We start from the raw sequence: 25,714 nt of genomic DNA, 5'->3' as shown, positions 1-25,714 counted from the left end.
CGGCTTCATTCTCGCTGAAGACGGACAGATCGAGCCATTCTATGTGATTGTGTGATTGTGCTGGGCAAATTCTATCGCCTGTAACATCAGCTTGCGCCCGTAACCTTGGCGATGAAAAGCCTCCTCTACGCCAATGCCCAAGGTGGCGCGGTGCTGCTCTGTCGGTATGTTTGAGCCACTCAGATCAAGGTGCGCGATTAAGCAAGCATCCGGGCCTTCGATGGCCCACATACGCAACCATGTTGGGTCGAAGACGGGTTTGGCGAGACCATTTTCAAAACGAGCGCGCCGTTCGATCGATGCGAACTCAATGGCTTCCATGGGCGAAAAGAAGGGGCGTCTGTCGCGCCCCGACTCCGCGATTTGCCGGTTCATATGTTCTGCCCATCGGTTGAAGTCGGCCGGAGTCAGAGCAACAGTCTTCAGCATCGTCACCGCCTTTGATGATTGACACGACACGAATTGTCGCCGATTTTGCTCGGATAGCCGACAGTCCGGTTGTGGCCGGCTAGCGCCCGATGTCCGATCCCGGCGGTCGCCGCGGGCGCGGACTCTCATTCAAAAGGCATAAAGCGACTCGGGGCAGGCTTCCGCTGTCCTCCAGCGAAAGTCCGCTTCAGATCCTGTCTCGGCCGCCTGCTGACTGTCCAAAACTAGGGGCGGTGAAACCCTTCACGTTGCCGAAGTGGTGAAAATGCCGTCAAGAAAGATGTCCACCAGGTGGGCAACGCGCGGCTTCGACGAGCCGCCGTGTTCGATGGAAAGGGATATCGCCGTGACCATACACACGATATCGTCGAAAGAGACGTCCTTGCGAACAGCCCCCGCCTTCTGGGCACGCTGGAGCAGCCGGCGTCCTTCTTCACGCCCCGCGCGACAACCAGGCGTATCTTCCTCAAGTACCGTACCCAGCAACGCAGCCAGCCCGCGATAGTGGCTCGCGTGGTTCACGAGCTCCTTGACGAAGGCGCGTATGGAAGCGCTCGGCTCGAGCTTTTCATCTCGTGCACGACTCGCCTCGGCGAGTGACAGAAGGCGCTCATCACTCGTTGCGGCGAGGAGCGCGTCGCGCGTCGGGAAGCGACGATAGAGGGTGCCGATGCCAACCTTGGCACGCTTCGCTATATCGTCGAGTGAAGCCTCGGCGCCGCGTTCGAGAAACAGCGCTTCCGCCGCTTCGAGGATGCGTTCACGGTTGCGGGCCGCGTCGGCACGCAGCGGCGCTTCGTCGGTCGCGGAAAGCTTGCTCTTCATCTTTGCCTGGTTCCTCTTGATAAGTGGATAATGCCTCCATATACTAAGCGGAGCAACACTCCACTTAAACAGGGGCGAATATGACAAAGCGATTCGAAAACAAGATTGTGGCAATCACAGGCGGCAGCGAGGGCATCGGCCTTGCGAGCGCCAGGCACTTCGCGGCCGAGGGCGCGCGGGTCTACGTGACCGGTCGCAGGCAGGATCGACTCGACGAAGCAGTCGAAGAAATCGGCCACGGCGCCGTTGGCGTTCAGGGGGACGCCAGCAACCTCGCCGACCTTGACCGACTCTATGAGCGCATCCAGCGCGACCACGGCAGGCTCGATGTTGTTTTCGCAAACGCCGGTGTCTCCGAAACCGAGCCGCGACCGCTGGGCACGATTGACGAAGAAGGCTTCGACCGCCTTTTCGGCCTTAATGTGCGCGGTCTGCTCTTCACCGTGCAGAAAGCCTTGCCTCTACTTTCATTGGGTGGCGTTGTCGTCCTCAATGGCTCGGTCGCTGGCAGCAAAGGCTTTCCCGGCCAGTCACTCTACAACGCGAGCAAGGCGGCAGTGCGCTCGTTCGCACGAAGCTGGACGACCGACCTGAAGGAACGAGGTATCCGCGTCAACGTAGTCTCGCCGAGCGGGACCGAGACACGCCCGATGCGTGCCTACCTCGACGCGCGCCCCGGCGTTGAAGACGTGCTGAAGCAGGTTGTGCCGCTGGGCCGCCTCGCGCAACCGGATGAGATCGCGCGCGCTGTGCTCTTCCTGGCGTCAAGCGAAAGCAGCTATATCGCGGGCGTCGAACTCTTCGTGGACGGCGGCTCACTCGCCGTTTGAGCGCATGATGGCACTGTCGCGCCGATCTCGCCGAACGTACACCGATTACAGCTGCGACCGGGCGAGGTCTGGCGACTCCGTCGGGTCGTTGTTGCTTCGGTTTTTTTACCTTCAGGCGTGAAGCACTGTGCGTCCGTTTGTCTGCGACTTGCGGACGCTCGAATCAGGAAGACGGGAGTCAGCTCCTGGACGCATTGTGCCCCGCGGCCGCACGCGCCGATAACTTCGGGGGCGCGTTTCATGCAAGAGGCATAACCCGACCCGGACCGGTCTGTCGAACTTCTCGAAAGCGGTCGGTCACTCATCGGTGGCGAGGCCACCTCGCATTACACCAATGGAGCCTCAAGCCCTTCCGTTTCGATCACACGCTGGACCGCAGGCCGCGCTAGCATCCGTTGCAAATACTGTCCGAGGAGTGGCCATGCGCGCGCGGGTTTCGTGAAACCTCTTGTCCACCGGCAGAGCATGAACACGTAGGGATCAAGGATCGTGTATTGCTCCCCCAGCAACCAAGGGCCATCGCTCGATTGAAGTTGCGACTCCAACTGGTCAAGCAAGGTACTGATCTTCGATTCAGCATGAGCTTGCACTTGGTTCGCACCCAGCGGGTTGTCGGCATCTACCCAACGCTCAGGATAGAAATAGACAATCAATGCCGCTTGCAGTGTATTTGTCAACCACATGAGCCACTTGTAAAACTCCGCACGTCCCGGCGTTGCCAGTGTGGGCACCATCCCACTTTCTGGATGTGTGTCGGCCAAATGCAGGCAAATGGCAGCCGTCTCATACAACACCATGTCGCCATCAACCAATACGGGAATCAGTCCATTTGGATTCAGTTGAAGATAGTCTGCCGACTTGTGCTTATCTAGCGTGCGATCGACAAGTACTAAATCGAAAGACTCACCGATTTCTTCCAGAACGATGTGGGGAGCCATGCTTGCGTTGCTGGGGTAATAGAACAGATTCTTGGTGGTCATGTTTAACGCCGATTGCGGGTCTTCGATGGTCTTACGCATGATGACGCTGCGGTAATTCGCGTGCGCCCGTTGCGCATATACGCCGGGCAATTGTCGGCGATCTACGCACCGATGTCGACTGGCCGCTCCTGGCCGACCAGTGCCCCACGATCGCGCGCAGCGATCGTCCTTGGGCATGCATCCATGGGGGCAGCCACGCTCAGCTCGCGACTCTTCAAACGGAGCGGGGCGTCGGCTCCTGAAACCGCTCAGGCACGTGTCGCCAAGGGGCGGGGCAGGTCGGCGCAGAAATAAGCAGGTCTATGAGGGTGCGCCGCCGCCTCGATCGAGGCGGCTAGGGCGCTCCACGAACACGAACGCGGCGCCCGGTTCGCGCTAGCCGCCGCACGCTGACAGGCATCGCGCAATACGGGGCTTTTATTCTCGACTCCTCCAGAGGCAATCTCAACAGGGCGTCCGCTCGGGCAACCCCTGCATTTTTCCGCCGCCAATGCGAATCATCACGGTCATCGACCAGTACGGATTCAGCGACCAGAAATCCAGGCATGGGTTGGCTTCTTGGCTATTTGCGTGGGATCGTGTGCGCCCCGGTATCCATCGTGATGCACGTTTTGTCCGGGTGAACGTCGTCTCTGTCCATTGAGGGGAACGCGGCTCAGGCTCTAAATTGGCGGCATCAAACCCACCGGGCGCTTGCGAGAAATACCAATACCGCGCGCCACCCCGTCCGAGCATCCCGCCAATGGCGCGCCAGGTTCGGGCGGCTCTAGAGGAGACACCGCCATGGCCCATCAGATCACACTCCGTTTCGAGGACGGCGCGACCCGCTTTATCGAGTGCGGGGAAGCAGAGCGCATCACCGATGCCGCGATTCGCGCGAAGATCAATATTCCACTCGATTGCCGTGACGGTGTGTGCGGTACCTGCAAGGCGGTCTGCGAATCCGGCGAATACGTGCTGGGCGACTGTGTGGACGACGCGCTCAGCCCGGAGGAGGCGAGCGAGCGCAAGGTGCTTACCTGCCAGATGAGCCCGCGTTCCGACTGCGTGATCCAGATCGGCACGAACTCCGATATCTCTGGCACCGGCCCGGCCTCCCATAGGGGGCGGATCGTCGCCTGCGAGCGCGCGTCGAACAGCACGATTGCCTTCTCGGTCGAACTGGAGAAGCGCGCGGATCTTAGCTTCCTTCCTGGCCAGTACGTCAACATCCACGTGCCCGGAACCGATCAAACACGGTCCTACTCCTTCAGTTCGGGGCCGTCCGAGCCGCATTTGTCCTTCCTTGTGCGCAACGTAGGCCAAGGGGCGATGTCGACCTGGCTGTGCGAAAGCGCCAAAGCTGGGGACGAAATCGAGTTTCTCGGCCCGATGGGAAGCTTCTATCTGCGCCCCATCGAGCGCCCGGTGCTGTTTCTGGCGGGTGGCACGGGCCTCGCGCCGTTCCTCTCGATGCTGGACAAGATCGTCGAGGACGGCGGTAGTCCTTACCCGATCCATATGATCCTCGGCGTGAACACCGACGAGGATCTGGTCGGCACCGACCGGCTCGAAGCCTATGCAGAGCGTATGCCGAACTTCACCTATGCCTGCACCGTCGCCAGTCCCGAGAGTGCCCACCCCCACAGGGGCTATGTCACGCATCACATCATTCCATCCCAGCTCAACGACGGCGATGCGGATGTCTATCTCTGTGGCCCGCCGCCCATGGTTGATGCGGTGCGCGATTACCTCTCGTTCGAGGGGCTGACGCCGCGCAATTTCTACTATGAGAAGTTCTCCGGTACCGGGCTCGTAGTCCAGACTGCCGAGGAGCGCATCGCGCCCGTTGATGTCGATGAAGCCTTCGACCTGCGCATGGCACTCGAACTGGGGGCAGCCCAGCTGACCATGGGCCGGCTGTCGAGCGAGCAGTTGATCCGCTTCCGCCAGCTCGCCGAGGCGACGGCGCCGTTCGTGTCCGGGCGGCGCTTTACCGATGCGGCGCGCTATATCGAGGCAAACCACGCCTTCCACCTGTTCACGATCGAAGCCTCCGGAAACGCCCAGTTGATCGCGCTCTACCGGCAGCTGGCCGTGCAGGACTTCATCGCGCGCGCGCTGACCGACCAGATCGAGATCGTCGGCGATATCGTCCAGCAGCACCGGGACATTGTCGGCGCCTTCGAACTGGGCGACCTGAACAAGGCACGGGACGTGATCGCGCTGCATGCGCTCCATTCCAAGGCCACGATGAGCCGTGCGCTGGAGCGCCTCGCGCTGGGCAAGACGCAACCCAAGGTCGCCCCGCCTCCCGCGCCCCCGATCGTCGTGCCGCAGAGCGTGCCGCAGGTTTGCCCGTTCACTGCCAAAACGCTTGCGGCCTATTCACACGAACTGGACTGGCCCGAGGGGCTGGAACCGTTCAAGGTGGTCGACGACGGCTCGCAAGGCGACCCTTATGAGCACTACCGCTGGATGCGCGAGCATGCGCCAGTGCTGCGTTGCCAGTCGGCGACTTCGGACGTGTGGTTCCTCTCGCGTTATGACGACGTCTACCAGGCGATTCGCAATCCAAAGCTGTTTTCCTCCGAGGTCGTTAGCCCGCCGCCGCTCACGTTCCTGACGCTGTTTGATGCGCCCGACCATTCGCGCTTGCGCAAGATCGTCCAGCCTTCCTTCCTGCCACTGGCGCTCGACCCCTTTATCGAGCAGATCGCGCAAAGGGCGGAGGACCTGCTCGATGCGTTGATCGCCAAAGGCGGCGGCGATGTCGTCAACGATTTCGCTATCCCGCTGAGCATCTCGACCATCTCCGCGATGATTGACGTGCCAAATGAGGACGAGGAGAAGATGAAGTTCTGGTCGGACGAGACCTTTAGCTACTTTGGGCGTCTCGCCCGCAATGCGCCGGGAACCGGCACCGACGAGCAGAGCGCGCGAGCTTTCTTCGCATACCTGAAGGAAGCGATGGAGCGGCTTGCGCTCACCGACAGCCAGTCGATCGGCGGACATATCGCGCGCATGTGGAAGGACGGTCTGCTTTCGGAAAAGGAAGCGAAGGAGCTGTGTGCTTTTGTCTTCATCGCCGGGCACGACACGACGACCATTCTTGTCGCCAATGCTTTTCGCATGCTTGCCGAACAGCCGCATCTGCTGGGACGCATCCGCGCAAACCCCGCCGACGCCGACCGTTTCGTCGAGGAGGTGGCGCGCTATCGTGGCACCGTACAGCGCGTGAGCCGCATCACCACCGAGGCCACCACGGTCGCAGGCGTCGATCTGCCCAAGGGCGCGGTGGTGCGATTGCTGCTCTCGGCTGCGAACCGTGACAGCCGCAAGTTTGCCGACGGCGAGACGTTCGACATCGACCGCGACTCCAGCGGCCACCTGGGCTTCGGCAACGGCATGCACAAGTGCCTTGGCGCGCCGCTCGCCAAGCTGGAGACGCTGATCGCGACGAAGGCTCTGGCCCGCAAGATTGGCGCCATTGCGCTCGATCAGGCACACCCGATCCAATATGTGCGGGGCAACAATCTCACCAACTCCGGGCCGGAGCACCTGTTCGTCAAGCTGGGCGGATTGCCGGCCTGAAGCGGGTGCGGGGCGGCCGGGTCAGTCCTCGCCTCCCTTTTCAGGCGGCAAGGATCGGTCGTGGGCCGCCAGGCGGTATTCGGTAGGCCGCAGTCCCGTTTGCTTGCGGAAAAAGCGCCCAAAATAGGCTTCGTCCTGAAACCCCAATTCACTCGCGATCTGCTTCACGTTTAGCGTCGAATAGCCGAGCAGCCGCTTGGCCTCATGGATCGAGCGTGCGTCGATGGCCTCGCTTGCCGAGACCCCGAAGGTGGCGCGGCAGATGCGGGAGAGCTGGCCGCTGGTTACACCCATCTCGTCCGCGTAGCTGGCGACTGGCCGCCGCTCACGGCAATGGCGATCGAGCAGGGCACGGAAACGTTCGATCCGCAACGCCATTGTCCGCTGCTCGGTGCTGGCTGAAAGCTGTGCGCTCTCGCTCAAGCGCCCGATCTTGACGAAGAGGGCGATGGCCAGTGCCGCGCCTGCGGTGAACTGCCAGCGCTCGTGACTCCCGGCCTCGTGCCCGATCGACTGAAAAAGCGTATCCAGCGGCATGCCCCGCTCGACGGCGGGATCGACCGTGAGCACCGTTGGCGTGCGCATGAATTCCAGCAACTCGGGCGCGGCGGTCATCGCCAGCGATTCCAGCGCAGGCTGCGCCGCGGTGATGACGTGACCGTCGATGTCGCTGCGGAAGTGAAAGCCGTGGACCGAGTGCGCTGGCACGACAATCAGGCAGGGCGCAACGACCGCCCACGTCCTGCCGTCGATGAAGGTTTCTCCGCCCCCACGGGTGACGTAGAGCACCTGGATCAGCGCGTCGTGGATGTGCGGCTTGATCTCGAAGTCGAAACGTCCGGCACGCAGTGAAATGGGCTCGTAATGCACCATGTCGACCCAGGATTGGCCGGCTTCAGCGCCATAGAGCGCGTAATGCAGAACGGTCCGGCGGCGCTGTTGGTCATCGGCCATGATGCACGGTATGTCCTGTTATATGTCGTCTCTGTCCATTGTTCCACAGGCGCTTGAGGCGTTCAATGACGATACTGATTTCAGGAAGCGTAATTGCACGGAAAATTTCAGGGAAAGTAATTACATGGCACAGCAAATTGAAAATCGCGCAGCCGCGTCGGGCCCCTACGGGCTGAACCTCGACGGCAAGGTCTGCGTGATCACGGGCGCGGGTAGCGGCATTGGTGCAGGCATCGCGCGCGCTTTCGCCAGCGTTGGAGCACATGTGGCGCTTGTGGACCGCAATCTTGCTGGCGCGCAAGATGTTGCCGCCGAACTGCGGGAGACAGGTGCCGTGGCGCAGGCCTTCGCCTGCGACGTGTCGGAAGAGGCATCGGTTGCCGCAGCCGCTGACGAGGTTCGCGTGGTGCTCGGTTCGGTCAGCGTGCTCGTCAACAATGCAGGACTGCTACGCGCCGGATCGCTCGAGACGGTCTCGATTGCAGACTGGAACCAGGCCATCGCCGTGAACCTCACGGGCTATCTTCTGTGTGCCCGCGCGTTCGGGCGCGACATGCTGGCGGCTGGGAAGGGCAGTATCGTGCACGTTGCATCGATTGCGGCGCTCAATCCGCAGACCAATAGCGGTTCATATAGCCCGAGCAAGGCGGGTGTGCTGCTGCTTTCCCGGCAGTTGGCGGCGGAGTGGGGCCCGCGCGGCGTGCGCAGCAACTGCGTGCTGCCCGGCATGATTCGCACCGCGCTGTCCGCGAAGTTCTATGAGGAGCCTGGCTTCGAGGCTCGCCGTGCCGCCGCTACCGCGAGCCGCCGCATCGGCGAGCCGGAGGACCTCGCCGGGCCGGCCATGTTCCTCGCTTCTGACCTGGCATCCTACGTCAATGGCGCCGAGGTGCTCGTCGACGGCGGGCTCGATTGCATGCTGATGGACATGGTTCCGCGCCCCGGCTTTAACGTCACCCCGGCCGCGTGAGCGCCATCACACCATAACGAAAAGGAGAGAGGATATGGCCAGGGAGATGACCTGCGATCTGGTCGTGGTCGGATCGGGTGCCGCGGGCCTCGCAACCGCGATCACCGCAAAGAAGCACGGCCTCGATGTCGTCGTGCTCGAAAAGGAGCCCGTGTTCGGTGGTACCACCGCGCTGTCGGGCGGGGTCTTGTGGATACCGCTGAGCAAATATGGGCGACAGCAGAACCCGGCTGACACCGTCGAGCGCGTGCGAGAATACATGATGAGCGAGGCGGGCGGCAACTACGACGCCGCCGCAGTCCAGTGCTTTATCGAGAACGGGCCGAAAATGGTCGAGTTCTTCGAGCGGGAGACCGAGATGAAGTTCGTGCCCACGCTCTATCCGGACTATCATCCGGATGCGCCCGGCGGCGCGGACATCGGCCGCTCGATCCTTGCCGCGCCCTATGATATTCGCGGGCTCGGCAAGGACATGCAACGCCTCAAGCCGCCGCTCGAGACGATCACCTTCATGGGGATGATGTTCAATTCCTCGAACGCGGACCTCAAGCACTTCTTTCGCGCGACCAGATCGATTGCTTCGTTCTGCTATGTGGCCCGCCGTTTAGCTACGCACATCAAGGAACTGGCGCTTTACCGCCGCGGGATCAACGTGACGAGCGGCAACGCGCTCGCTGCCAGGCTCGCGAAGTCGGCGTTGGCGATCGGCATTCCGATCCACACTTCGACGCCTGTGAAGGAACTGCTGGGCATGCAGGGCAACGTAGTCGGCGTGCTCGCGAGCGCATCGGACGGTGAGCTTCGTGTCATCGCGCGGCACGGCGTCGTGCTGGCCTGCGGCGGCTTCCCGCACGATCTCAAGCGTATTGCGCAGGTCTATCCGCATGTGAAGCGTGGGGGTGAGCATCTCTCGCCCACGCCCGTCGGCAACACGGGCGATGGGCTGACAATGGCGGAGAAAGTGGGGGGTGCCGTGCAGCTTGGCTTCCCGGATGCGTCGGCCTGGATGCCTGTGTCGAAGGTGCCCCTCGGCCGTGGCCGTACGGGCGTGTTCCCGCATTTGCTCGACCGCTACAAGCCCGGCGTGATCGGCGTGCTACGAAGCGGTCGTCGCTTCACCAATGAATCGAACTCCTACCACGACGTTGGCTCGGCGCTGATCCGAGCCTGCGAGGGTGAACGGGAGACGGCGATGTGGCTGATCTGCGATAAGGTGGCGCTGGGCAAGTATGGCCTGGGCTATGCCAAGCCGGCACCGATGCCGGTGGGGCCGATGCTGCGCAAAGGCTACCTCGTCAAGGGCGAGACGATTGGCGAGCTGGCGCGCAATTGTGGGATTGCTCCCGATACGCTCGAGAAGACGATTCGTGCTTACAACGCCGATGCCGTACGCGGGGAAGACCCGGCGTTCCATCGCGGCCGCACGTCGTTCAACCGCTATCTCGCCGATCCGGACAACAGGCCCAATCCTTGCGTTGCGCCGATTTCGACCGGCCCCTTCTATGCGGTGAAGGTGGTGATGGGCGATCTGGGCACGTTCGACGGCCTCAGGACCAGCGTCACCGGCGAGGTGTTGCGCGCAGACGGCAGTGAGATCGAGGGCCTTTACGCGGTCGGCAATGACCGGCGCAGCGTGATGGGTGGCAACTATCCGGGCGCGGGTATCACCCATGGGCCCAACATGACGTTCGGCTATGTCACGGGTAATGCCATCGCCAACAAGGCCACGACCAGCAAGGAAAAGGTGCACGCATGAGCCGCAATCCCATGTATCTGGCAAAGCCTCTCGTGGATTTCCGGGTCTACACTATCGCGCTGCGCAAGATGCCTGAGTTCATCGAGGTGTTTGACCGGCTCGCCATGCCGATCCTGCTCGAGACCCTTGGGCACCCGCTTGGCTTTTGGACGAGTCTCGTGGGGCAGCAAAACCAGTTCACTCACCTGTGGGGGTATGACGATCTTGCGGATTACGAACGACGGTGCCTCGCACGCGATACGCATCCGGATTTCCCGGCCTATCTCAAGGCATCGGGCCATCTGATCACGGCACAGGAGACACGGCTCATTCGTGCCGCCTCACTGGGTAGTGTCGCAGAGTAAGCCGACGCGCTGCTATCAGTTCTTTTCGCATACCCCGCTACGACGGACCCAATGTCAGATCGCGATGTGCAGAGCTCTGGAATTCGCGGGGCGTCGCGCCTGTCTGCTTGCGGAAGTAGCGACTGAAATAGGCGCTGTCCTCGAATCCCAGGCTGTGTGCGATCTGCTTGACGGTCATGCCCGAGTAGACCAGATCGCGCTGCGCTTCGCGAATCAGATGGTCGTTGATCAGCGCGGTGGGGGACGAACCGAGTTCTTCGCGGCAGATACGTCCGAGTTGCGGCGGGGTGACATCAAGCGCGGCTGCATAGAACTCGACCGGGCGATGCTCGCGGAAATGTTGGGCGATCAGCTCGCGGAAACGTCTGATTTGCTGGCTGCGCCGCGCGGCGAGCGCGGCCACCGGCACGTTGGCATGGTCAACAAGCCGTGCCGCCTGTACGAAAAGTGCCATCAGTAGTGACATGCCCGCTGCCGTATAGCCAGCCGCGCCACGGCGAAACTCTTTCTCAAGCATATGAAAGAGCGGCATCAGCGTTTCGTCGCTGGCTGCTGGCCCGCTCACCGGAATCACCGCAGGGCGCTGCAGAACCGAAACGAGCGTTGAAGAAACGGACTTCGCGATGGACTCCAGCGCGCGTTGCGCCGCCGTGACGACAAGGCCGTCGATTTCCGGCGAAAACACGAAACCGTGTACCACCTGCGCAGGAAGGATCACGAGGCAGGGCGGATTAAACGGTGTTTTTTCGCTCTCGATGACAACGTGACCCTGGCCACTGCGGATGTAGAGGAACTGCAGCAGCGCGTCGTGGCGGTGTGCCGGAATGTTCCAGTCGTTCGGCCGGCTGCGCTCCGGAATCCACTCGAAATTGAATGCATCGTGCCACGGCGGGCGCGCGGCCGATGCTTCACCGTACAGCTCGTAACTAGGGATTTTCCTCATGTCGCCTTCCCACACATGTGCAGATTGTCCTGTTTTTCCATAGTTTTGTCCATGATCGGCCGATGCGGTCTGCCTATACTTCAGGCAGACGGAATCGACGAAGATTTTTCATTGGAGACACAGGGCACGCTTTGACGCATGCCTTTCATGGGAGAGATTCGGACGACTAATAAAACAGGACCGCGCAGCGCAGACTGGCTGAATCTGGCGGGCCAGGTGAGCGGAGCGGCGGGCGCGGAAGACATCGCGCATGTCGCGCTCACGCCGCGCAAGCACTAAAGCGAACCTATTATGCCCCGGCGCTGCGGCGCGCCGTTGCAGATACCGGCCGTCCCGCACCCGCGGGTACGGCGCCGCGATAGAACGACATTAATCTCAGGAGACATCGCAATGGAAACGCTCGATCGCGTCGGCCCCGCCGGCGCGTTGCCCCCGCTCGTCCATCACGTTGCTGGAGGGCGGCAATGAAGACCTCCGAACGCGTAGTCGATACCCAGGCCTTCATTGACGGCCAGCGCTTTTCCCCGTTTCAGTGGGTCATTCTCGTGCTGTGCTTTCTCGTGGTCGCCGCAGACGGCTACGACACGGCAGCCATCGGCTTCATCGCGCCGTCGCTCGTGCAGCAGTGGGGCATTGCGCGCGTCGCGCTCGGTCCGGTGATGAGCGCGGCGCTGGTCGGACTTGGCATCGGCGCGGTGCTGGCCGGCCCGCTTGCGGACCGGCTCGGACGCAAGACCGTGCTGGTGCTTTCCGTCGCCTTCTTCGGCCTGTGGAGTCTTGCTGCGGCATTTGCCGGCACGGTCGAGTCGCTGACCGTGCTGCGCTTCTGTACCGGGCTTGGCCTCGGCGCTGCCATGCCGAACGCCGTCACGCTGATGTCCGAATATGCGCCGACGCGCGTGCGCGCGGTCGTTGTCAACACGATGTTCTGTGGTTTTTCCACCGGCCTTGCGCTCGGCGGATTCGCGTCGGCGTGGCTGATTCCGCATTTTGGCTGGCAAAGCGTGCTGGTCGCGGGCGGTATCGGGCCGATCCTGCTTACGGTTCTGCTGATCCTGCTCTTGCCCGAGTCCGTTCAGTTCATGGCGGTTCGTCAGCGTGCGGACGCGAAGATCGCCCGCATCCTCGGCCGTATTGCCCCCGGCACGGCGTTCGATGGCTGCCGCTTCGTGGCGCCTGAGGGCGGCGTGAGCGCGAAGCGCGAATCGGCGATTCGCGTCGTCCTGTCGCAACAGTACCGCTTCGGGACATTGATGTTGTGGCTCGCGTACTTCATGGGCCTGCTGATCTATTACCTGCTCACCAACTGGCTGCCCACGCTGTTTCGCGACACGGGCTTCTCCGGAGCGCGTGCAGCCCTGATGACCTCGCTTTTCCCGCTTGGCGGCGTGCTGGGCAACCTGTGCGTCGGCTGGTTCATGGACCGGCTCAATGCCAATCGCGTGATCGCGGCCACGTATGTGCTCGCCGCAGTCATGGTTCTGCTGGTCGGGCGCGGTGTCGGCCACCAGTTGTGGCTCGGCTCGCTCATCTTCTTGACCGGGACGCTCGTCACGAGCGCAGTCACGTCGATGTCCGCGCTGGCCGCCGCGTTTTATCCGACGCAGGGGAGGGCGACTGGCGTTGCCTGGATGCTCGGCGTGGGGCGCGTAGGAGGAGTCGCAGGGGCACTGGTCGGCGCGGCTCTGATGGGCTTTGGCTGGCAGATCGGCTCCGTTTTCAGCCTGCTTACCGTGCCAGCGTTGGTATCCGCATGCGCGCTGCTCGTGATGATCGGGCGTGGCGCAACCGCGTCGCAAGCGCGCGCCCAACAAAGCGTGCCAATGCACTAACCAAGGTCACGAGTCGTTCCTGTCGTGAGTTCCCGTTCAGATAATTAGATATACAAATAAATAATTCAGGTTTGGAGAACAGCAAATGAGAAAGAAGCTTCTCGCATTGGCCACGCTTTGCCTGTACGGTGCAGCGGCCTGGGCGCAAAGTAGTCTGACGCTATATGGCGTGCTGGATGAAGGCATCATGTTCAACAGCAACGTCGCCACCGGACCGTCGAAAGGCGGGCAAAAGTGGTACCTCGACTCGCTCAATGGCATGTACGGCAGCCGTTGGGGCATGAAGGGTGCCGAGGACCTGGGTGGCGGCACGCGTGCGATCTTCACGCTCGAATCCGGTGTGAACCTGAATTCGGGCGCCGCAGGGCAAGGGGGGCTCCAGTTCGGACGTCAGGCAGCTGTGGGCTTGAGCAACCGGCGCTTCGGTGACCTCACGCTGGGGCGGCAGTACGATTCGGTCGTCAACTATGCGCAAGCGGTCACGATTCAGGGCTACCTGGCAAGCGAGGTCTTCCAGCATCCAGGTGACTTCGACAACACCGCGAACTCGCTGCGCACCAACAACGCGATTCGTTACGCGAGCCCCAACCTCAATGGACTCACGTTTGGCGCCACCTGGAGCGTGGGCGGGCAGCCCGGCAATATCAGTGGCAACGGCGGCTATTCGGCCGGTGCGGCGTACTCCAACGGAGTGGTGACCCTGGCGGCCGCCTACCTATACTTCAAGAATCCGACCGCGACCTCCGCGGGCCAGGGTTTCTTCACGAGCAACGGCAGCGGAACGCAGTTGACCGGCATCCTGAACAAGGCTTATGCAAGCGCGAATTCATATCAGGTTGCGGTAGCGGGCGGGCTGTACACGATTGGGTCGGTGCAAATCGGCGCGTCGTGGTCGAACATCGAGTACGGCAATATCGTGGCACTGGGCGGTGCGAGTGCGCGGTTCAATAACGTTGATGCGGGTGTCAAGTGGTCGGTCACGCCGGCGTTCAGTCTTGGCGCGGCTTACGATTACGCAAAGGGCAACAATGTTCGCACATCGGGCGGCGCAAACGTCGGCAATCAGCATTTCAACCAGGTTAGCGTGATGGGTGATTACTTTCTTTCGAAGCGAACCGATCTCTACGCCGAAGGCGCATACCAGATCGCGGCCGGTACGTCGTCGACGGGTGCGCCTGCGGTGGCCAACGTCGGCAATGCCGGCGACTCGTCGAACAACCGTCAGGCGCTCCTGCGCGCCGCGATTCGCCACAGGTTCTGACGCATCGCCCCACGCACAAGCGGCCCTTGCATCCGGCAAACGGCCACGCGCTCAAGGGTGTCGCCTGGGCACGTGACTTTGCGCCGGGATGCTCGCTCGTGTTGATGACTCTGCAGGACGGCAGTCCGACGGGCTGTGTCGCAATAACGGGATGGAGTAGAATCCGCGGACCGCACAGCCTGACGAGCATGATGGTAAAGACGAAGACGCCGCACAAGACACTGCCCAGTGGCGTTGAGAAGGTACTGAAGCGACTGCACTATCCGCTGGACGTGATTCTGCTGTGTGTGCGCTGGTATGTGGCGTATTCGTTGAGTCTGCTCAACCTTGAGGAAATGATGGCCGAAAGGGGCATCGAGGTCGATCACTCCAGCGTGCACCGCTGGGTCATCAAGGTCGTGCCCTTGTTCGAGAAGGCGTTTCGCCGGCACAAGCGCCCGGTGGGCAGGAGCTGGCGTATGGACGAAACCTGCGTCAAGGTCAAAGGGCAACGGAAATATTTGTACCGCGCAGTCGAGAAGGAGGGCAACACGCTTGACTTCCTGCTGCGAGCCCATCGAGACAAGGCGGCTGCCCTTCGCTATTTCAGAATGGCGAGCCCGAAACGATTACCGTGGACAAGAGCGGCGCCAATCTGGCGGCACTCGAAGCGCTCGATGCCGAGCGGGCCACCCCGATCAAGATCCGACAGAACAAGTACCTGAACAACATCATCGAGCAGGATCACCGTGCCATCAAACGCATAATCAGTCCGATGATGGGTTTCAAGAGCTTCGGGTGTGCGCGCATTATTCTCGGCGGCATCGAAGTCATGCATATGATCCGCAAAGGGCAGATGCATGACAATGGCATTCCCAAAACTACTGCTGATTGGTTCTACTCGCTGGTTATATAGCAATTCTTTCTATATCGGGACAACCTCATCTCGTCCCTGCCATCGCGACATTACCCTCCACCGGGGCAGTGGGAAAGCGAACGCGACCGATATCTGTCGTCGCTCGGATTGCCGGGAACCGCGGAGCCGTTCCTTGAACGGTTGACGGAACACCTCAAGGCAGGTCTGGCCGCGCTGGAGGAAGCGCACGACGCAGGCCGCGTGACGATCGGCACCGACGGCGCGCTGCACCTGTCAGCGATCGAGGCATTGCCGACCGATGGCATGCCGAAACGCACGCGGGATCTGATATTCAGTGAGATCGGCACCGCACAGATCGCCGACATGATCATGGAGATGGATGCCCACACTGGCTTCAGTGAAGTGCTCCGGTCACGCAATGCGTGCGATGCGAACGAACCCGTCTCGCTGTACGCTGCCTCGATCGCCAATGGCACGGAACTGGATGCGAAAAGCGTTGCCGCCATGATCCCGCAGCTGGATCCGGCGCACGTTTCGACGGCGCTTCCTTGAGATGCCCGGTTGGCTGCCGCGTGCAAACGATCGCGTGGTGGAAATCCAGAGTACGCATCGATTACAGAACTCTGGGGTACCGGACGGCAGGCCTCGAGCGACTCGATGAGCCTGGATACGTCACCGCACCTCTATTATGCGCGGGTCGATCCGCGACGACGACGGACTGTTGCGACTTTCAGTAGACACGCATGGATACACGAACGTAGGCATGGCGGTGTCGAAGCTGCTCGGTTTTGATCTCTGTCCGCGTCTCCGCAACCTCTCGGAACGCCAACCGCATCTGCAGAAAGGCGTGGCTGCGCCCGAGGGGACTGGCACCGGTCGTCGCCTACGAGATCTCCATCAAGGCGATTCGCGAGGGCTGCAAGGAACTTCTGCGCCTCGTCGCATCGATTCATGCGGGACTCATGCGAGCAATGGTCGCATTGCAGCGGTTCGGCAGCGCGGCGCAGTGCGACCCGGTGTAACCGGGCAGCAGACCACCTTGGCAGGTTGCTGCGCACGCTTTTCCGGTGCGATTACTTCAGCAACATTGAATTCAGACGAGGAATGCATACGCTGCTCAACCGCGGCGAATCGGTCCATCAGTTGCAGCGCGCAATCTATACCGGCAAGATCGCGCCGGAGCGCGGACGGCGCCGCGACGAAATGATCGCGATATCGGACTCTTTGACGCTGCTGACAAACCTGGTCATTGCGTGGAGTACGCAAGCGCATCCAGGCAACCCTTGATCGTTGGCGAAGCAAGGGGCAAGGGGTTGACGACGACTGGTTACAGCGGATGGGGCCGGCACACTTCGCACATGCCAATTTCCGCGGGACGTTGAGCTTTCCGATCGACCGCTATCGCGAGATGCTGCTCGACGCAGCGCCATGGCGACGCGTGGCCGGATCGTGAAGCGGTTCTGTAAAGCCGTCATGCCGGAGTTGAACCGGGACAACGCGACTCGTCTCCGAAGGAGTAGTTGCGACGAACGTGCGCGCAAACAGTGGCGCATGGCGAGGATTTGCTAGCGGTACTCAATCACCCGCTCGCCTATCAGACGCAGTCGGACACAAGCGCCAGATTTAGCACGAAAAGGACGATTAGCCCGAAGCGAGCACGGTGAACTGCGAAAATTAAGGCAAAGGCGCCTGGCGAGCGCCTTTCCCGCGTGCCGTGAAAATCAGCGGTTAACCACCCTCTTCGGATACGATAGCGCCAACGCGCTTCCGATCACCATGCACACCGCGAATCCATAAAGGCCCGCGCTTTGCGAGTGGAACGTATCGCGCAGCCAGCCGATGAAATACGTGCTGCCGAAGCCGCCGAGATTCGCAATCGAACAAGCGAACGCGATGCCGCCCGCCGCCGCGGAGCCTTTGAGGAAGGTCGAGGGCAGCGACCACACCACCGGCATCGCCGCTGCCACCCCTGCGTTGACGAGCGAGAACAGGATCACCGTGGAGAGCGTGCCATGCGTGCCGCTGGCGGCCACGGCGAGCGCCACCGCGGCGACGAGGAACGGCACGACGATATGCCAGCGGCGCTCGCGCTGGCGGTCCGAACTCGCGCCGCACCAGAGCGTGCCGATCACGGCGACGGCGTTGGGCACGGCCATCAGCCAGCCGATCGTATAGGCATCCTTGACACCGGTATCGCGCAGAATCGACGGCAGCCAGAAGCTCACGGCGTAGAGGCCGAGCAGCACGCACAGATCGATCAGGCCGAGCGCCCACACTTTCGGATCGACAAACGCCTTGCCGAGCGCATGGCTCTTGCTGCCGGCCGGGTCGGCGTCGAGATTGGCGCGCAGCGTCTTCTTTTCGTGCGCGTCGAGCCACGGCGCCGACTCGATGCTGTTCGGCAGCCAGCGCAGGATCGCGAAGCCGAGCAGGATCGACGGCAACGCTTCAATCAGGAACAGCCATTGCCAGCCGCCAAGGCCGTGCGCGCCGTCGAAGAAGCGCATGATCCAGCCGGAGATCGGGCTGCCGATCATGCTGGAGAGCGGCAGGCCAACCATGAAGAGCGCGACGATGCGCGCGCGTCGCGCGTCGGGATACCACTGCGTGAGATAGAGCAGCACGCCCGGCAGGAAGCCGGCCTCGGCCACCCCCAGCAGGAAGCGCACGATATAGAACTGCATCGGCGTGGTCACGAACAGGGTCGCGCCCGAGAGGATGCCCCACGTGATCATGATCCGCGCGATCCACAGCTTCGCACCTACGCGCTGCAGGATCAGATTGCTTGGCACTTCGAACAGAATGTAGCCGGCGAAGAACAGGCCCGCGCCCAGGCCGTAGATGGTGTCGCTGAACTTGAGCGCGTCGAGCATTTGCAGCTTCGCGAGGCCGATGTTGATCCGGTCCAGATACGCTGCGAAATAACACAGACAAAAGATGGTGATCAGGCGGAACGTGACCTTGCGGTATAGCTCGCCGTGTTGCGCGCCGGCAGGGGAAAGGGCGGCGCTGCCGGATTGCACGGTTGACATAGATGGACTCCCAGTTGGGACAAGTCGGATTGAGGTTCGCCGTCCGATGCGTGCACACATCGAGCGCTCACATGTGCATGTATAGCACGTCAAAATACAAGTGTATACGCTCTAAAATACCTGGACGAAGAAAACATCGAGGGTTTTCGCATGTGCGTGCCTAAAAGCGCAATAGCGCTGATAATTCAGGTGTATTTTTCGTGGAGACTGCCTGCCAGGAATGCCGCGAAATGGTGCCGGCAAGCACGATATTTGTGCGTATGCGCTCAAATATGCCGTGTCGTCACTGGAACGTTTAAAGGGGCTGCCTGCACGCCCGTTGGGTGCTGCCGAGGGCTTTGTGTGCGTACACGGGCGGTGGCGGCGCTGCGGCAGGGCGATGGCAAAACGTAATGGTCCCGCAACGTAGCGCTGCGAAAATGGCTCCGTGCGTCTGTACGTGAAGTCGTCTTCAGAACGTCCGGGTTGACCTTATACAAGTCTTCTCGACGCTCGCGTGCTGTCCGGCTATCTCGACGGTGTACACTATATTTTTCTTCATCAAGGCCCGTCAGGGCTGCACGTTCATGCCGTCGCACAAGGACTCTTACGACTTCCACGATCAGGTGGGCCATCTGCTGCGCCGCGCCTATCAGCGTCACGCCTCCATCTTTCAGGAAGCGATTCCCGACTCCGACCTCACGGCCGCCCAGTTCGTCACGCTCTGCGCCGTGAAGGAGACCCAGGGCTGCTCGCTCAACGACATCGTCAAGGCCACGGCGATCGACCAGGCCACGATCCGCGGCGTGGTCGAGCGGCTGAAAACCCGCGCGCTCATCGAAGTCCTGCCCGACCCCACCGACGGCCGCAAGCTGCTCGTGCGCACCACGCCTGCCGGCATCGCGCTGATCGAACGCACGGTGCCATTCGCGAAGCAGGTCACCGAGCGTACCTACGGCACGCTCAACGCAGGCGAGCGCGTGGGGCTGCTGTTCCTGCTGCGCAAGATGATGGAATCGGACAGCGAGTGAGCGTCACGAGGCGTCGTTCTCGCTGTTGCGGTTGAATCCTCAGTAGAAAAACCACTTAAAACGCCGCTTAGGCAGGCGCCGCGTGCTTTGCTTCCAGCAGCACGCCTGCCTCGCGCAGCCCTGCACGAATCGTGTCCGGCGTGAAGGGCGGGGCGCAGAAGCGCACACCCGTCGCGTCGTAAATCGCGTTTGCCAGCGCGGCGGGCCCCGGCACCGAGGCCGATTCGCCCGCGCCCAATGGAGGCTCGCCCTGGCGCGGCATCAGTACCACGTCCACGGCGGGCAATTCGGGGAAGGTCAGAATCGGATAGCTGCCCCATTCGCGGCTGGCCACCTTGCCGTCGGCGAAGCGCACGCGCTCTTTCAGCGAGCGGCTCAGCACCTGGATCACGTTGCCGTGGATCTGATGGCGCACGCCATCCGGATTGATCATCGTGCCCGTGTCCTGCCCCACGGTGACGCGCTCCACGCGCACCTCGCCCGTCACCCGGTCGACCACCACGTCGGCAACCCATGCGGACCACGCCGCACCGAAGCCCGGAAAGCGGCTGTGCACGTAGCGCGCGTACGCCATGCCGCGACCGCGCGCATAGCGTTCGCCGCCGCGCAACGGCGCGCTGCGCGGTGTGCGCGCTTTCCAGCCTGCGCGTTGCGCCACGGCTTCGAGCAGTTCGGCGGCACGCGTGTCGTCGAGATGGCGCAGGCGGAATTCGAGCGCATCGACGCCACTCACCGCCGCGAGTTCGTCGGCGAACGAATCGTGTGCGAAGGAGTTGGGCAGCGCCGAGACGCCGCGCAGCCACGACGCGCGCACCAGCGGCGCGAGATCCTCGCAAGCGAAGCGGCGGTTCGCGCTCACGTAGGGCGAGACCGCCGTGCGGTCGCCCATTTCGAAGATGCGCGGCTCGCTCGCGACCGCGCCCGTAAGCAGGGACGCGAGCAGCGGCGCGTCGTTGGACGGATAGCGAGCGACAAAGTCGTAGCCCGTCATGCGGCCATCGCGCGTTACGGTGCCGGTCACATCCACCACCTGGCCCGTGCCTTTCGGCTCCCATGCGTGCTCGTCGCCGCGCGTAAGCTGCACGCGCACGGGCGCACCCACGGCGCGCGAAAGCAGGAGCGCGTCGCCGCAGACATCGTCGGCGCAATTACGGCCGTAGCAGCCCGCCGCCTCCATGCGCACGATGTCGATGTCGGCTTCATCGCGGCCCACGAGCGTCGCGAGGTCGTAGCGCAGCGAGACCGGATTCTGCGTGCCTGACCAGACGGTGATGCGGCCCGCGCCTGCCTCGCGATAGTCGGCGAGTGCGCACGACGGCCCGATCGAGCCGTGCATCTGAAACGGCCACACGTAGGTGCGCGAGATCGTCCGCGTGTCCGGCGCCTCGCGCGCGGCCACAACGTCGCCCTCTTCGAGCAGCGGGCGGCGCTGCGCGGGGGCGGCCTTGATGGCCGCGCCGGGATCCTCGAGCGAGGGCAGCGCGGGCAGCGGCTTCCACTTCACGCGCAACTCGCGCGCCGCGCGCATCGCCTGTTCTTCGCGCTCGCACACCACGCCGATGAAGTCGCCGAGCACGACCACGGCGCGCAAGCCCGGCACGTGCGCGACGGAATCGCGATCGACTGCGTCGAGCAGACGGCCGACGAACGCACCGCTGTCGATGCCGGTGTAGGGCGGCCTCACTACGCGCGCGTGCAGCATGCCCGGCACGCGCATGTCGTGGACGAAGGTGAGCTGGCCGGTCGCCTTCGCTGGAATGTCGACGCGCGGCGAGGACTTGCCGATCACGCGATACGTCGATGGATCTTTCACCGGCGTCTTGAGGTCGAGATCGAGCGCGATACGCCGGCCCGTGACCAGTTCCGCGAAGCTCACGCGGCGCGTGTCGCCGGAAGTCTGGGCATCGGCGAAAAACACTTCGGCGTTGTCGGTCGCGAGCGCCTGCGCCTCCACGCCGAAGCGCTCGGCGGCGAGTTGCAGCAGCGCGAGCCGCACCTGGGCCGCCGCGCAGCGCAGCGGCGTCGCGGAAATCTGGATCGAGGCGCTCGCGATGGTCGGCCCCTGATTCGGCGTGGCGGCCGTGTGGCCCAGTTGCATCGCCACACGCGCGGCCGGCACGTCGAGTTCTTCGGCGACGATCTGCGCAAGCGAGGTGCGGATGCCCGTGCCCAGATCGACGTGGCCGTTGAACGCGAGCAGGCGGCCGTCGTCGAGCACGGCGACGAACACCTCGGCTACGGCGGGGACGAACGACGAGAGGCTTCCCGGCTGGCCGGGTGCGGGCTTGAAGGGCGGGGCGGGCTGGCGCACGACGGTGAGGCAGCCCTCGCGCACGAGCAGTTCGGAGCGGTTCACGGCAGAGAATTCCTGTGGGGGCGCGGCGGGCGCCGTCCGGGTCGGCTGCGGGCAATTGGCCACGTGCGGGCCATGCACGAAGACTCGCGAGAACCCACGCGTGCCTTCACACAGGGCACGCGCGGCCACGCGTGACGTTATGCGGCCAAAAACATCGCGTCAAATACCGGCGCAGGCGTGCCGGCCATCGCTGCCAGCGTCGGCGTTGGACTCATATCGCGCACACTCAGCGCCGTGCCGCCTCGATTTCGGCGACGGCCTGCGCAAGCGGCATCACTGCCGCGTACTTCTGCTGCATGTCGAAGAGATTCGCGTTGTGGGGCTCGATCGCACGGTCGCCCACGCAGTCGGACAGGACGAGCGGGCGGAAGCCATGCGACATCGCATCAACCACGCTCGCGCGCACGCAGCCGCTCGTCACCGCGCCGGCCACCAGCAGCGTCTGCACTGCGCGCTGCGCGAGCCAGGGTGCGAGTTGCGTGCCGAAAAACGCCGAAGGCACTGTCTTGCGCACCACGAGTTCGCCCGCCGCGGGCGTGAGCTCGGGTACGATCGCGCTGTTCGTATGGTCCTCCGTGAGCGTGGCCATGCCGGGCACTTTCAGCGAGAACACGTTGTCGTCGCTGCCGTCCGCGGCGTAGACGATGCGGCTGTGCGCAACCGGCCAGCCATGCTGGCGCGCGAGCGCGAGCGCTTTCTGCGTGCGCGCGATGGCGGGCAGGATGTTGCCGCCGCCGAACGTGGCCGGATCGGCGAACCCGACCACGAAGTCGACGATGAGCAGGCCGATATTGCCGTGCACGGGCAGCGGCGTGCCGAAGCCCTGTTGTCGATAAACCGCCGCTTCGGCGTGTTGCGAAAGATCGTTCATGTTCAGAATCCGGCGTAAATAAAGGGTGATCCTGCGATCAGGCGACCACGCGGCCGTCGCGCACGACGGTTTCGTCGTCGAGCTTGACCGTGCAGCCGCGCAGTGGAATGTCGATATGGCAGGTCGTGGTGCGGCTGCCGCCGGCTTCGTTGTTCGGTCCGAGCGAGAACAGGAAGTTGCCTTCGAAGGCGCGCGCGTCCATGCCGATGGTCGCCTCGCGGTCGTAGAGGCCGAGCGTCGACCACCGCGCGCGCGGCTGCAGGCCCCAGCCGATGTGCGAGATCGCATAGCCTTCCGGGTCGCCGAATGTATCCATGTAGTCGCGCAGCAGCGCGGCGTCCACGCCGCCTTCGATCTTCGTGGCGTAGCCGCCTTCCACGGTCAGCACGATCGGCTCGGTCACGTAGCGTTTCTGCGGCAGCAGGATGTCGCCGCGATCGATCACGATGGTGCCGTGCGCGGTGCGATCGTCGGGGAAGGTCAGCGCGAAACCGCTGGGCCAGTGATCCCAGCGGCCCCGCTCATCGACGAAACCGTATTCCGCGGTCGGGCCGAATTCGCCGAGCGGGCATACGAGCGCCGTGCCCGCGGGCGAGGAAACGCGCATCTCGCGCGCCGCGCCGATCTTCTTCGTGGCGGCGAGCACGCGCGTGCGGTCTTCGAGCGTCGGCACGAGGCGCGCGAGCACTTCGGGCGGCTCGACGGCCAGCAGGATCTTCGTGCCGGACTTGAGGATGTCGTGCTGCTCGGGCGAGAACAGCAACGTCATGAGATCGAGCACCAGATCGCTGGCCTTGAGCGCCGCGATGGCCGCGCGGTTGCCCGTGAGCGGTGTGGTGCCGAGATAGGCGAGCGAGTCGCGGCTGAACGCTTTTTCGCCGTTCACGGGAGGCAAATCGAGCCGATTGACGATCGCACCCATCTGTTGCGTGGCGATCAGCGCGCAGGCGAGCGTTTGCGGATGCGTGGCGGCGCTGGTCAGGATCGTGACGGTCTGGCCGGTTTCGAGGCGCGAGAGCGTGAGCACCTCCCTCCACGCTTCGATCAGTTGATGGTCGCTGATGGGCATCGTGTGTTCTCCGGTTGGTGTGCGTCAGGCGGCGTTTTCAGCGGGCTGTACCGCTTCGGCGGTTTCGGCGCCGAGCGGTGCGCCGAGGAAGCTGCCGAACGCCGCATAGAAGCCGGCCGCGTTGTCCCACGGAATCATGTGGCCCGCGTCGGGCACACGCACGTGCTGCATCTCGGGCGTGGCGCGCTGCAGTTCGGCCACGTCCTCGTCGCGCACGACGTCGCCGCGCGCGGCCGTGACGAGGAGCGCCGGCACCTTTAGTTGTGCGGCGTCGGCGTGGAAATCGTCGGTATGGAAGCCTTCGTAGGACGCGAGCACGGCGCGCTCGTCGCAGGTGTGCAGCCACTCGGCGCGCAGGCGCAGTTCTTCGTCGGTCCAGGTGGGGCAGAACGCGCGCATGCCTTCGGCGTCGGTGCCCTTGCGCGCGAGCGCCATCGAATCGACATACCACGGAAGCTTGCCCGGATACTCCCGGCGCCCCGGGCCCGAGACCGGCGGATCGACCAGCACCACCGAAGCGAGTCCGCGCGGCGCGCGCAAAGCGGCGCGCGTGGCGATGCGCGCGCCCATCGAATGACCCACCAGCGCGTAGTGCTCGAGCCCGAGCGCCGCGGCCAGCGCGACGACGTCATCGGCCAGGGCGTCGAGGCTGTAGTCAAGCGTGTCCGAGGCTTCCGAGAGGCCGCGTCCACGCACGTCGATCACATAGGTGTCGAAGGCCGCGCCGAACACCTCGCCGACGAAGCCCCAGGTAATTGCGGGGCTCGTGATGCCTGGAATCACGATGACCGCCGCACGCGCCGCGCGCGCTCCGCTGGCGCCGCCGTAGCGCAGATAGTGCTGGCGAATGCCATTGGCGGCGACGTTCGCGCCGTAGAGATAGGTGCTGGGCATGTTGGGCTCCAAGGAATGGCTCGATTGGATGTCGGGGGTGGCCTCGTCAATACGCGCCCGAGAGCAGCGCACCAGCGCCCGGCACGACCGGCTCGAGATCGAGCTCGCGCAGCATCGCGTAGGTGGTGGCGATCGCGGCGGTGATGACGGGCTTGCCGGTCATCGCCTCGACCCTGGCGACTGCGGGCAGCGAAGGCATCTGCACGCAGGCCGAGAGCACGATGGCGTCGGCGTCGGCGTAGTTCAGCGTCTTGACAATCTCGGGTAGGCGCGCGGGATCGTGACGGCCTACGTCGAGGTTGTCGGGGATTTCGAGCGCGCGATAGTCGAGCACTTCATAGCCTTCGTGGCGGATGTAGTCGACCACGAGTTCGGTGAGCGCCTTCATGTACGGCGCCACCACGACGATGCGCTTCGCGCCGATCACCTTGAGCGCGTCGACGAGCGCGCCCGCGCTCGTGAGCACCGGCGCCGCGGCGCCGTTCTCGGCCGTGTGTTTCGTGAGGCGCGCCTGCGAGACGCGGTGATAGCCGCGGCCCATCGCCATGATCGCGACGAGGCACGCATAGCCGAGCACGTCCACGCGCGCGTCGGACAACTCGACGGCGCAGCGGTCCGATTCGGCGTCCATCGCGGCAAGCTCTTCCTTCACGACCTTCTTCATGCGCATGCGGCTCGAATGGAACGTGAAGCGCTCCGGGCGGATCGCTTCGCGCAGGCGCAGCATCGCCGGGATTTCCGTTTCCATCGTGGTGTTCGAGCTCGGCACGATCTGGCCGATGCGGTAAGTCTTGCTCATGACGCTCACTCCATTGCAGTTGGGCGGCGACGAGGCACGCCTTCGCGGGCGTCGTCGAGATTTGAACAAACTCTAGCGTGTACGTTTTAAATGCGCAACGGGGAAATTAACCCGGGCAAACGCGCCGCTT

The 25,714-nt window shown here is 63.3% G+C and carries 19 protein-coding genes and 2 pseudogenes; 10 read left to right on the top strand and 11 right to left on the bottom strand.

Going from position 1 to position 25,714, the window contains the following annotated elements:
- Positions 1-39: 39 nt before the first annotated feature.
- The gene (locus BHE01S_RS12895) at positions 40-429 is read right to left on the bottom strand and encodes a GNAT family N-acetyltransferase (protein WP_042264439.1); all 390 of its coding nucleotides are present in this window, start codon (positions 427-429) and stop codon (positions 40-42) included.
- A gap of 243 nt (positions 430-672) precedes the next feature.
- Positions 673-1,254, bottom strand: a complete 582-nt coding sequence (locus BHE01S_RS12890; protein ID WP_042264437.1) for a TetR/AcrR family transcriptional regulator — start codon at positions 1,252-1,254, stop codon at positions 673-675.
- 80 nt (positions 1,255-1,334) lie between these two features.
- On the opposite strand from BHE01S_RS12890, the gene BHE01S_RS12885 reads away from it, so the two are divergent.
- Positions 1,335-2,084, top strand: coding sequence for an SDR family NAD(P)-dependent oxidoreductase (locus BHE01S_RS12885; RefSeq protein WP_042264434.1), 750 nt, complete (start codon positions 1,335-1,337; stop codon positions 2,082-2,084).
- A gap of 326 nt (positions 2,085-2,410) precedes the next feature.
- Here the strand turns inward: BHE01S_RS12885 and BHE01S_RS12880 are convergent, their stop codons facing one another.
- On the bottom strand, positions 2,411-3,064 hold the full coding sequence (locus BHE01S_RS12880; protein ID WP_042264598.1) for a glutathione S-transferase family protein: 654 nt from the start codon (positions 3,062-3,064) through the stop codon (positions 2,411-2,413).
- A gap of 783 nt (positions 3,065-3,847) precedes the next feature.
- On the opposite strand from BHE01S_RS12880, the gene benC reads away from it, so the two are divergent.
- On the top strand, positions 3,848-6,637 hold the full coding sequence (gene benC / locus BHE01S_RS12875; RefSeq protein ID WP_042264432.1) for a benzoate 1,2-dioxygenase electron transfer component BenC: 2,790 nt from the start codon (positions 3,848-3,850) through the stop codon (positions 6,635-6,637).
- A gap of 21 nt (positions 6,638-6,658) precedes the next feature.
- On the opposite strand, the gene BHE01S_RS12870 is transcribed toward benC, so the two are convergent.
- Entirely contained in the window at positions 6,659-7,591 is a 933-nt protein-coding gene (locus tag BHE01S_RS12870; protein WP_042264431.1) for a helix-turn-helix domain-containing protein, read from the bottom strand.
- 124 nt (positions 7,592-7,715) lie between these two features.
- On the opposite strand from BHE01S_RS12870, the gene BHE01S_RS12865 reads away from it, so the two are divergent.
- The 3 genes from BHE01S_RS12865 to BHE01S_RS12855 are packed head-to-tail and all read left to right on the top strand — an operon-like array spanning position 7,716 to position 10,661.
- Complete coding sequence (locus BHE01S_RS12865) at positions 7,716-8,561, top strand: SDR family NAD(P)-dependent oxidoreductase (RefSeq protein ID WP_042264429.1); 846 nt, start codon at positions 7,716-7,718, stop codon at positions 8,559-8,561.
- Between the two features lie 34 nt (positions 8,562-8,595).
- Positions 8,596-10,317: an FAD-dependent oxidoreductase gene (locus tag BHE01S_RS12860; protein ID WP_042264426.1), complete on the top strand. Its 1,722-nt coding sequence runs from the start codon at positions 8,596-8,598 to the stop codon at positions 10,315-10,317.
- Positions 10,314-10,661 carry an NIPSNAP family protein gene (locus tag BHE01S_RS12855; protein WP_042264425.1) on the top strand — a complete coding sequence of 116 codons (348 nt, stop codon included), beginning with the start codon at positions 10,314-10,316 and terminating at the stop codon, positions 10,659-10,661. Before BHE01S_RS12860 ends, BHE01S_RS12855 begins: the two co-directional genes overlap by 4 nt.
- Before the next feature lie 37 nt (positions 10,662-10,698).
- Here the strand turns inward: BHE01S_RS12855 and BHE01S_RS12850 are convergent, their stop codons facing one another.
- On the bottom strand, positions 10,699-11,604 hold the full coding sequence (locus BHE01S_RS12850) for a helix-turn-helix domain-containing protein (protein WP_042264423.1): 906 nt from the start codon (positions 11,602-11,604) through the stop codon (positions 10,699-10,701).
- Between the two features lie 464 nt (positions 11,605-12,068).
- Here BHE01S_RS12850 and BHE01S_RS12845 point away from each other — a divergent pair, with 464 nt between their 5' ends.
- The 4 genes and pseudogenes from BHE01S_RS12845 to BHE01S_RS39975 all read left to right on the top strand — a co-directional run.
- The gene (locus BHE01S_RS12845; RefSeq protein WP_042264420.1) at positions 12,069-13,436 is read left to right on the top strand and encodes an MFS transporter; all 1,368 of its coding nucleotides are present in this window, start codon (positions 12,069-12,071) and stop codon (positions 13,434-13,436) included.
- Positions 13,437-13,521: 85 nt separating this feature from the next.
- Positions 13,522-14,697 (top strand): porin, encoded by a 1,176-nt coding sequence (locus BHE01S_RS12840; RefSeq protein WP_042264418.1) that lies wholly within the window; start codon positions 13,522-13,524, stop codon positions 14,695-14,697.
- A 188-nt stretch (positions 14,698-14,885) separates the two neighbouring features.
- A pseudogene (locus BHE01S_RS12835) lies at positions 14,886-15,592 on the top strand (IS6 family transposase).
- Positions 15,593-15,649: 57 nt separating this feature from the next.
- A pseudogene (locus BHE01S_RS39975) lies at positions 15,650-17,006 on the top strand (Tn3 family transposase); the annotation flags it as partial.
- A 268-nt stretch (positions 17,007-17,274) separates the two neighbouring features.
- Here the strand turns inward: BHE01S_RS39975 and BHE01S_RS12825 are convergent.
- Positions 17,275-18,585, bottom strand: a complete 1,311-nt coding sequence (locus BHE01S_RS12825; RefSeq protein WP_042264413.1) for an MFS transporter — start codon at positions 18,583-18,585, stop codon at positions 17,275-17,277.
- Between the two features lie 566 nt (positions 18,586-19,151).
- On the opposite strand from BHE01S_RS12825, the gene BHE01S_RS12820 reads away from it, so the two are divergent.
- Positions 19,152-19,595, top strand: a complete 444-nt coding sequence (locus BHE01S_RS12820) for a MarR family winged helix-turn-helix transcriptional regulator (RefSeq protein WP_042264596.1) — start codon at positions 19,152-19,154, stop codon at positions 19,593-19,595.
- A 67-nt stretch (positions 19,596-19,662) separates the two neighbouring features.
- Here the strand turns inward: BHE01S_RS12820 and BHE01S_RS12815 are convergent, their stop codons facing one another.
- The 5 genes from BHE01S_RS12815 to BHE01S_RS12795 form a co-directional block, all read right to left on the bottom strand.
- Positions 19,663-21,951 carry a xanthine dehydrogenase family protein molybdopterin-binding subunit gene (locus BHE01S_RS12815; protein WP_042264412.1) on the bottom strand — a complete coding sequence of 763 codons (2,289 nt, stop codon included), beginning with the start codon at positions 21,949-21,951 and terminating at the stop codon, positions 19,663-19,665.
- Between the two features lie 226 nt (positions 21,952-22,177).
- Positions 22,178-22,822, bottom strand: coding sequence for an isochorismatase family protein (locus tag BHE01S_RS12810; protein ID WP_042264411.1), 645 nt, complete (start codon positions 22,820-22,822; stop codon positions 22,178-22,180).
- 37 nt (positions 22,823-22,859) lie between these two features.
- On the bottom strand, positions 22,860-23,891 hold the full coding sequence (locus BHE01S_RS12805; RefSeq protein ID WP_042264410.1) for a M29 family metallopeptidase: 1,032 nt from the start codon (positions 23,889-23,891) through the stop codon (positions 22,860-22,862).
- Positions 23,892-23,915: 24 nt separating this feature from the next.
- The gene (locus BHE01S_RS12800; RefSeq protein WP_042264409.1) at positions 23,916-24,785 is read right to left on the bottom strand and encodes an alpha/beta hydrolase; all 870 of its coding nucleotides are present in this window, start codon (positions 24,783-24,785) and stop codon (positions 23,916-23,918) included.
- Between the two features lie 46 nt (positions 24,786-24,831).
- Entirely contained in the window at positions 24,832-25,584 is a 753-nt protein-coding gene (locus BHE01S_RS12795) for a maleate cis-trans isomerase family protein (RefSeq protein WP_042264403.1), read from the bottom strand.
- Positions 25,585-25,714 lie beyond the last annotated feature (130 nt).

The sequence above is a fragment of the Paraburkholderia heleia NBRC 101817 genome (assembly GCF_000739775.1).
In the GTDB taxonomy this organism is placed as follows: domain Bacteria; phylum Pseudomonadota; class Gammaproteobacteria; order Burkholderiales; family Burkholderiaceae; genus Paraburkholderia; species Paraburkholderia heleia.
The sequence above is the reverse complement of the archived record's forward strand: the minus strand, read 5'-3'. Positions and strand labels throughout refer to the sequence as shown.

Excerpts from the sequence above, each read along its gene's own strand:
- BHE01S_RS12895 (WP_042264439.1), bottom strand. The coding sequence starts at position 429 with ATGCTGAAGACTGTTGCTCTGACTCCGGCCGACTTCAACCGATGGGCA.
- BHE01S_RS12890 (WP_042264437.1), bottom strand. The coding sequence starts at position 1,254 with ATGAAGAGCAAGCTTTCCGCGACCGACGAAGCGCCGCTGCGTGCCGAC.
- BHE01S_RS12885 (WP_042264434.1), top strand. The coding sequence starts at position 1,335 with ATGACAAAGCGATTCGAAAACAAGATTGTGGCAATCACAGGCGGCAGC.
- BHE01S_RS12880 (WP_042264598.1), bottom strand. The coding sequence starts at position 3,064 with ATGACCACCAAGAATCTGTTCTATTACCCCAGCAACGCAAGCATGGCT.
- benC (WP_042264432.1), top strand. The coding sequence starts at position 3,848 with ATGGCCCATCAGATCACACTCCGTTTCGAGGACGGCGCGACCCGCTTT.
- BHE01S_RS12870 (WP_042264431.1), bottom strand. The coding sequence starts at position 7,591 with ATGGCCGATGACCAACAGCGCCGCCGGACCGTTCTGCATTACGCGCTC.
- BHE01S_RS12865 (WP_042264429.1), top strand. The coding sequence starts at position 7,716 with ATGGCACAGCAAATTGAAAATCGCGCAGCCGCGTCGGGCCCCTACGGG.
- BHE01S_RS12860 (WP_042264426.1), top strand. The coding sequence starts at position 8,596 with ATGGCCAGGGAGATGACCTGCGATCTGGTCGTGGTCGGATCGGGTGCC.
- BHE01S_RS12855 (WP_042264425.1), top strand. The coding sequence starts at position 10,314 with ATGAGCCGCAATCCCATGTATCTGGCAAAGCCTCTCGTGGATTTCCGG.
- BHE01S_RS12850 (WP_042264423.1), bottom strand. The coding sequence starts at position 11,604 with ATGAGGAAAATCCCTAGTTACGAGCTGTACGGTGAAGCATCGGCCGCG.
- BHE01S_RS12845 (WP_042264420.1), top strand. The coding sequence starts at position 12,069 with ATGAAGACCTCCGAACGCGTAGTCGATACCCAGGCCTTCATTGACGGC.
- BHE01S_RS12840 (WP_042264418.1), top strand. The coding sequence starts at position 13,522 with ATGAGAAAGAAGCTTCTCGCATTGGCCACGCTTTGCCTGTACGGTGCA.
- BHE01S_RS12825 (WP_042264413.1), bottom strand. The coding sequence starts at position 18,585 with ATGTCAACCGTGCAATCCGGCAGCGCCGCCCTTTCCCCTGCCGGCGCG.
- BHE01S_RS12820 (WP_042264596.1), top strand. The coding sequence starts at position 19,152 with ATGCCGTCGCACAAGGACTCTTACGACTTCCACGATCAGGTGGGCCAT.
- BHE01S_RS12810 (WP_042264411.1), bottom strand. The coding sequence starts at position 22,822 with ATGAACGATCTTTCGCAACACGCCGAAGCGGCGGTTTATCGACAACAG.
- BHE01S_RS12805 (WP_042264410.1), bottom strand. The coding sequence starts at position 23,891 with ATGCCCATCAGCGACCATCAACTGATCGAAGCGTGGAGGGAGGTGCTC.
- BHE01S_RS12800 (WP_042264409.1), bottom strand. The coding sequence starts at position 24,785 with ATGCCCAGCACCTATCTCTACGGCGCGAACGTCGCCGCCAATGGCATT.
- BHE01S_RS12795 (WP_042264403.1), bottom strand. The coding sequence starts at position 25,584 with ATGAGCAAGACTTACCGCATCGGCCAGATCGTGCCGAGCTCGAACACC.